Raw genomic sequence first — 6,293 nt, 5'->3', positions numbered from 1 at the left:
GAGATAGGCCGTGAGTGCGTCACTGCGTCCCGCCTCAAGCTGCTGGATGAGGAAGTCCACATTTTCGCGGATGAGTTTCTGCGTCGCGTTTTCATTGCGCGGCGTGCTGTTGCTGCTGCGGTTGATGTTGGTTGATAACATTGTTTTTCTCCTTGGTGTCCCGTTTGGGAGTGGTTTGTCCTTCACAGAGCGCAGCGGACAAACCCGGACAAACGGACACCAAGGCAGAACGAGGGCAGCGAAGGGGGGAGGCTGGAGGGTGGGCGCGGCAAGTGCCAAACACGCACCATCGTTTGGCGCGCAGACGGCGCTGGCCCGAACAGGCGCAGGAAGGCCCGTTTAGCGCGTACTGTGCGCTGGGCCGTCCACCATAGCGGCACGAAGTGGAAAAAAGACGCGCGCAGCGCTTACCGAGGGGTTTTCTTTTTGTGGTTGTGATTTGAGATGAAAGAGAATCGTGCAGATATGCCTATTGGCAGGACTTCCTGACTAAACGCCTGCGCCGACGACGATAGCCGCGAAGGAAACGTCAATTGCCTCATGGCAATTCAGCGTGGAGCAAGAAATGTTGGCGGCGGCGTTGCGGGCAAGGAACATACCCCGCTGCTTGGTGGCGAAGGACGCGACCGGGGGCCAGCAAGAAACCTTCCTCCCAAATCCATGAGAAGACTCGTATTATGGGTGTGTTCGGGTAAGTAGAGGAGTCAGACATTGAAGGTTGTCCTGCTCAAAATTGAGAATTTTCGTGGTATTCAATCTGCCGAGCTAGCGTTTGATGGACATGCGCTGCTCGTCGGTGTCAATAACATTGGCAAGAGCACGATCTGCGAGGCACTTGACCTGGTGCTGGGACCCGATCGACTAAACCGCTTACCGCCAATCGAAGAGTATGACTTCTACAACGGCAAGTATCTCAAGCTAGCCGAGAAGGAAGGAGAAGAACCAACCTCGATCACGCTGCGCGTCGAGGTCATTCTTACGGAGCTAAGTGCGGAGGTACAGAAACGATGTGCCAGTCACATCGAATTCTGGCATACCGTGGAAAAGCGACTACTTAAACATGGAGAAGCCGCTACCGCAAACACAGGCACTTCAATTCCGTGTCTCCGGTTAGAGACCGTGGGCCGATATGACCCGGAAGAGGACGAATTCACAGCCGAAACGCTTTATACCCACAGCCCCGCCGCGTCGGAGGGAGAAAAGGATATAGTCCGGCGTGACATCAAGCGGATGTTCGGTTTCCTCTATCTGCGTGCGCTGCGAACTGGTTCTCGCGCGCTGAGTCTGGAGCGAGGATCTCTCCTCGATGTGTTACTTCGCTTGCAGAAAGTGCGGACCGGACTTTGGGAGCAGACGATTGAGCAATTACGAGGGCTCGATATTGAGAAGAACGCTGCGGAACTTGAGCCTGTCCTCACAGCAATTGAGGAAAGACTATCCAGCTATGTTTCCGCAAGCAAGCTGGGGAGAAAGACGAAGCTTTATGTTTCGCAGCTTACGCGAGAGCATCTTCGGAAGACGATGGCTTTCTTCCTTGCGATGCGCGAAGATCAAGAACCTGTGCCGTTTCAGCAAGCGGGAACTGGCACATTAAACACGCTCGTCCTGGCTCTCTTGTCCTTCATCGCGGAACTTAAACCCGATTCTGTCATCTTTGCGATGGAAGAGCCAGAGATCGCGGTGCCACCGCACACCCAGCGGCGCATCGCGGATTATCTATTGTTCAACACTAAGCAGGCGTTCGTAACCTCGCATTCACCCTATGTCATTGAACGGTTCACGCCGCAGAACACGTTCTTATTAACAAGGTCAGGGCCTGGAGCTGTGAATGCGATATGCGTTGCTGATGCGACCGGGTTGAAGGAAAACGATTATAAGAGATATGCGCGACGGGGACTATCCGAGTGCATGTTGGGCAGGGGCGTGATTGTTGTTGAGGGACTGACGGAGTTCCACGCGCTTCCGGTGCTGGCCCGTTGCCTGGAAGCACAGGATGCCACGCTCAACCCGCTAGATATTGCCGGCGTATCGGTTTTCGATGCCGAGAGTGATGGAACCATTCCAAAGTTCGGCAAGTTCTTTCAGGCGCTCGGATTGAAGACCTTTGGCTTCTATGACTATAAGCAGCGCTCGGCAGACGAAAAAGCGAAGTTTACGGCGGTACTGGATATCGACGGGGAGCATCCGTACAAAGGATTTGAAGGACTGCTGGCCGCCGAGATACCGGTGACGCGACTTCGTTCGTTCTTGCAAGAGCTTTTGGATTCGGGTGCTGATGCCAGCCACCACAAAATTCCCGCCACGTTGCCGGCAGATGACGTGACTGTACGAAAACTCGTCACAACTGTGCTTTCGTCCTCAAAGGGTGCGGGATGGTCGGCGCGGCTTCTGGAACAGTGTCAGCCAACGGAACTGCCGAAGACGGCAGTCGATTTCCTGAAACAGATTTACGTCCTCTATCCGGCTCCAAAGTCGCCCCCGCCCGCCGCTAGTGTCCCAGGACAAACGCCATGAAGATCTGCGCAGAACGGCAGAAATTGCTGAATTGCGCGGGCCACGTAATGGTTCTTGGTGGGCCGGGCAGCGGGAAAACGACGATTGCATTGAAAAAAGCGCTCGTGCGGATTGAGGCGGGCGTGCTGCCGGGTCAGGCTGTCTTGTTCCTGAGTTTCTCTCGCGCTGCGGTCGCACGGATCGTGCAAGCGTCTCGCCTACAACTTCGGAGGAAAGATCGGGCACTCCTCAATGTCCAGACCTTTCACTCGTTCTTCTGGGATATTCTGACAACGCACGCCTATCTTCTCGGAGCACCGAGCAAGATGTGCATTCTGATGCCCCAAGACGAACGAGCACTGAATGGAGGTATCAGAGAAGAAAAACAGCCGAAGGAGTGGGCGCTCTGGCTGCGCGAGCGAGAGCGGCTGTTCATCAGCGAAGGGCGCATCGCATTCGATTTATTCGCACCCAAGGCAGCGGAGTTGTTGCATAGGAGCGACTGGATTCGCAGACTTATCGCGGAGAGGTTTCCGCTTATTATCGTGGATGAAGCGCAGGACACCGGGCCAGATGCGTGGCACTGCATTGAAATACTGGCAGGCTCCACGCAGGTCATTTGTCTTGCCGATCTGGAGCAACAGATATTCGACCATTTGCCGGGAATTGGCCCTGATCGTATCGACGCAATCAAAGCCGCGCTCACGCCAACCGAGGTGAATCTTGGCTCGGAGAACCTGCGCAGTCCGGGGTCTCAAATCGCAGAGTTCGGCCAGGACATCCTTGCTAGTCGTGTACGCAAAGGTGGCTACAAAGGCGTGTCTTCGCTTCCGTTCAATCAGAACGCAGATTTAGGAGTGACCTTGCGGAGGGCACTGGGCTGTCTGAAACGAGTCATAAGGAGGGAGACACAAAGGTGGCCGAAGACGATTGCAGTGCTCGTCCCTTATGGAACCGAGGCAGCTAAAGTATCTGCGAGCTTGAATTCGGGAAAGAAGCCCGTTCCTCACAAGCTGATGTTCGATGAAGATGAAGCGCGTCTAGCAGCACGTTTCGCTGCATTCCTGCTGGAGCCGCGCGAAGCTTCTAACGAAGCAGCTCAAGTCGGTGAAGCGCTAATGCTGCTCTGCGATCTCAAGAAGGCCGTAGGTGCAAAGACAGCAGCAAATCAGTTGCTCGGCTGGGCCGCCAAGTGTAAGGCCGGAAAGATTAGCAATGCCGGGCAGGTCAATGCGATACGCGCAACATTAACGACCCTAAAGACGGATGCCTTCACGGGTGATCCTGCAAAAGATTGGATATTCGTAAAGAAAACATTGCGAGCGTCTGGTGAACCAATACTAATTGCTGTAGCGCGGCACTTGGACTACCTCGTTGCCTTCAATCGCGGCAAGCGAATCAGCGCAAGCCTGAGCGCCGCTTGGGAGATGACCGAGACATACGCGCGTGCCCGTGAAGCACTTGATGCTGCGCTTGTTCAAGACCTCATCCTTGATGGGATCGACGATCCCGACGGGATTCAAGTGATGACGATCCACAAGGCTAAGGGCAAGCAGTTCGATGGTGTGGTCGTTTTGAGGCGCCAGATGCACAATGGGCAGCAGTTCGTATCTAATTTTGTATGGCGAGGGGATGTGCCGCCATACAGGCGTAGTCGAAAGATACTCATGGTGGCCGTAACCCGTGCGAAAGCGCATACGATGATGGTGCAGCAGGTGTGGCCTGAGTGCCCGATTATGAGTCCACACGATCTTCGTTCAGCATTCGAAAGTTAAAACAATGGTTTCTAGCTAGCGCTGCGACTTGTCATCGTCTGTTTTTGCATCTTAACGGTTCGTAAATGTTGGTCTAAACCTGCTCCACTTTCTCCACAACGTCGAACGATACACCCAACGCGCTGAAGTGCTTGTGTCCGCAGCGCGCTTTGTAAGCCTCCGACGTGCGCATTTTTTGGTAGTTTCGATTGCCCTTAGTCTCTCTGATGAGGTAGATCATCTCGTCGTCCTGTTTCACAATGGCCCAATCAGGCTGATACTCACCCACGGGGGTTCGCACTGTGAAGCTGCGCGGGAGCTTCACAAACAGTTTGAAGGTAAGGTGACGCTGGTCAAGACCTTGAGCGAACGCCTGTTCGACCTTCGAGTCCACGGGAACCCACTCGTAGATAGAGTTTTTCACCTTCACCGCTGCGAGAATGTCCACGTTGGTCAAAGCCTCAAATATCTGCTCCTGTTGCCAGACATGCTCAGGTTCTGTGTCAGGAATCCGCTCATACTGAATACCGTCGATGAGCAGCTCAAGCATCGCGGTGCGAAGGGCACTAACCGTAGCATCCATGAATTCTTGCGGATTGATGAGAAACTCCTCAAGCCGCCCACTGGCCTTCAACACTCGTTGGAGCGTCGAACGGGTCAAATCTGTTTGAGCCTGGAGATACGCAAGTAGGTCGGGTAATGGCCCCTTGTAGCGAAGTTCTTGATGGCTTTGCGATTCGGGTGTTGCTGCAACCCCCGCCTTCTGCAACGTCGTCGCAGCGGTCGTAAAGCGTACTTCGACTGGCCGAATCTCTGGCAACCGCTTCATGGCTTCCACGGCCTTGCGAACGAGTTCGTCTGTCTCAAACTCCACGCGATATCGAGTCCGAGCGGATATACGGCTCCACAGTTCCTTGAACTCAGGACTGTCGATCTGTTCCTGGCGTCGCGGGTTCCTCTCGACTTTCTTATTGTCTTGCACATGGCGCTCGATGCGATGCGAACGCAGTAGGTCTATAACTGCATTACTTACCTCCGCGAACTCCTGCGGTAGGTGCAATTCAAACTTCGGATCGTAGACCTCAACGCCTGGGCGAAGGTCGCCTTGTTCCGATAGAATCCCTTGCTCCTGCAACTTCTTCCACAATGCTTGTGAGCCAGCCATTCCCATCGGCTTCGCCTCATCGCCATCTCCCTGCATGAGCCGCGCGAACGCCCGCTTGGAGACCCGGCCAAAATGAACGCCGTCCTCCGCATAGTTCGCTTGCAAGCCACGGGCGAACTCGTCATAACTCTCGTTTGCGACTACGTAAAGTCGGTTCACAGAGTCGTCGCGAACACGAATGCCTTCCTGATTCACGGGCAGGCGCAGACCACGGCCAATCTCTTGCCGCTTGGTCATCGTGCTGTGCCGCTCGTTCAACGTGCATATCTGGAAGACGTTCGGATTATCCCAGCCTTCTCTCAAAGCTGAGTGGCTGAAGATGAAGCGCAGCGGTGTAGCCAGCGAAAGCAGTTCTTCCTTTTTCTGCATGATGAGTTCGTATGCAGTTGAGTCATCTGCCGTGGATCCGCTGGCGTCCTTTATAGCGCCGCTCTTCTTGTCCTTGGCGAAGTAACCGTCATGCAATTTGTCTGCTGGTAGCTTCAGCCATTCAAGCGAAGCGTAGCGGCTGTCTTTTGCGAACTCGCGCAAGGCATCTTCAACAACAGCAGCAAAGCGACCGGGTTTGGGGCCATCAGCTTCGTACTCGCGGTAGTTCGCAACACGGTCGATGAAAAAGAGACTGAGCACCTTCACTCCGAGGTTCTGGACTGTAAGCTCTTTCTCAAGATGATGTTTCACCGTGCGACGAATCTGCGCAGCTTGCACGTCATCGCGGACGCCTCCATGCTGCTGTCCGATGCTGAGCCGCATCCCATTCACAAACTCGATGAACTCTTCGCCGGGTCTGACGCTGATCTCTCGAACGACGAAGCCGTCCTTATAGGCGGCGCGTTCATTCGATTCGTGAAAGAGATTACTTCTATCCTTCACAGTAACCA

2 protein-coding genes and 1 pseudogene are annotated in these 6,293 nt (G+C 54.4%); 2 read left to right on the top strand and 1 reads right to left on the bottom strand.

Annotated features, from left to right (window positions below):
* The first annotated feature begins 711 nt into the window (after positions 1 to 711).
* Together VMU57_RS11110 and VMU57_RS11105 are read left to right on the top strand one after the other, a co-directional pair.
* The gene (locus VMU57_RS11110) at positions 712 to 2,514 is read left to right on the top strand and encodes an ATP-dependent nuclease (protein WP_325383359.1); all 1,803 of its coding nucleotides are present in this window, start codon (positions 712 to 714) and stop codon (positions 2,512 to 2,514) included.
* A complete protein-coding gene (locus VMU57_RS11105) occupies positions 2,511 to 4,268 on the top strand; it encodes a UvrD-helicase domain-containing protein (RefSeq protein WP_325383358.1) in 1,758 nt (585 codons plus the stop codon). Before VMU57_RS11110 ends, VMU57_RS11105 begins: the two co-directional genes overlap by 4 nt.
* Before the next feature lie 73 nt (positions 4,269 to 4,341).
* Here the strand turns inward: VMU57_RS11105 and VMU57_RS11100 are convergent.
* Positions 4,342 to 6,293: pseudogene (locus VMU57_RS11100) on the bottom strand (restriction endonuclease subunit R); the annotation flags it as partial.

The sequence above is a fragment of the Edaphobacter sp. genome, assembly GCF_035532915.1.
GTDB lineage: Bacteria > Acidobacteriota > Terriglobia > Terriglobales > Acidobacteriaceae > Edaphobacter.
Note: the sequence above shows the minus strand (reverse complement) of the source record. Positions and strands in the feature narration are given on the sequence as shown.